A 450-nucleotide genomic window follows, 5' to 3' on the forward strand; every position below is an offset into this window, starting at 1 on the left:
AAATACGATGCCATGATTGCCATTGGCGGCGGCGGTTTTATCCCTGCCCGCATGTTGCGCTGCTTCTTGGAAATTCCGATTTACGCCGTCACCACAGCCTACTACGACAGCGATAACGAAGGTCAAGTTACCGAGGAAGTGAAAAAAGTCCAATGGCTTGATCCCGTTCCAGATGTCCTGAAAGGCAAAAATGTACTGGTCGTTGACGAAGTGGATGACAGCCGCGTTACCATGGAATTTTGCCTGACCGAATTGCTGAAAGAAGATTTCGGCACCATCGGCGTGGCAGTATTGCATGAAAAAATCAAAGCCAAAGTCGGCAGAATTCCCGAAGGCGTCCCTTATTTCAGCGGCATCACCGTTGAAGACTGGTGGATCAACTATCCTTGGGACGCGCTGGACATCGACGGACACAACAAATTGGCCGCGCAAAACCAATAAGTCTGGCAC

The 450-nt window shown here is 50.2% G+C and carries 1 protein-coding gene; it reads left to right on the forward strand.

All coding sequences use genetic code 11. The features are described 5' to 3' along the window. The coding region (locus tag ACTHUM_RS19695) for a phosphoribosyltransferase (RefSeq protein WP_440403969.1) at positions 1–441 on the forward strand (441 nt) is incomplete at its 5' end. Between the last annotated feature and the right edge of the window lie 9 nt (positions 442–450).

This window comes from Neisseria sp. P0021.S006 (assembly GCF_051956895.1).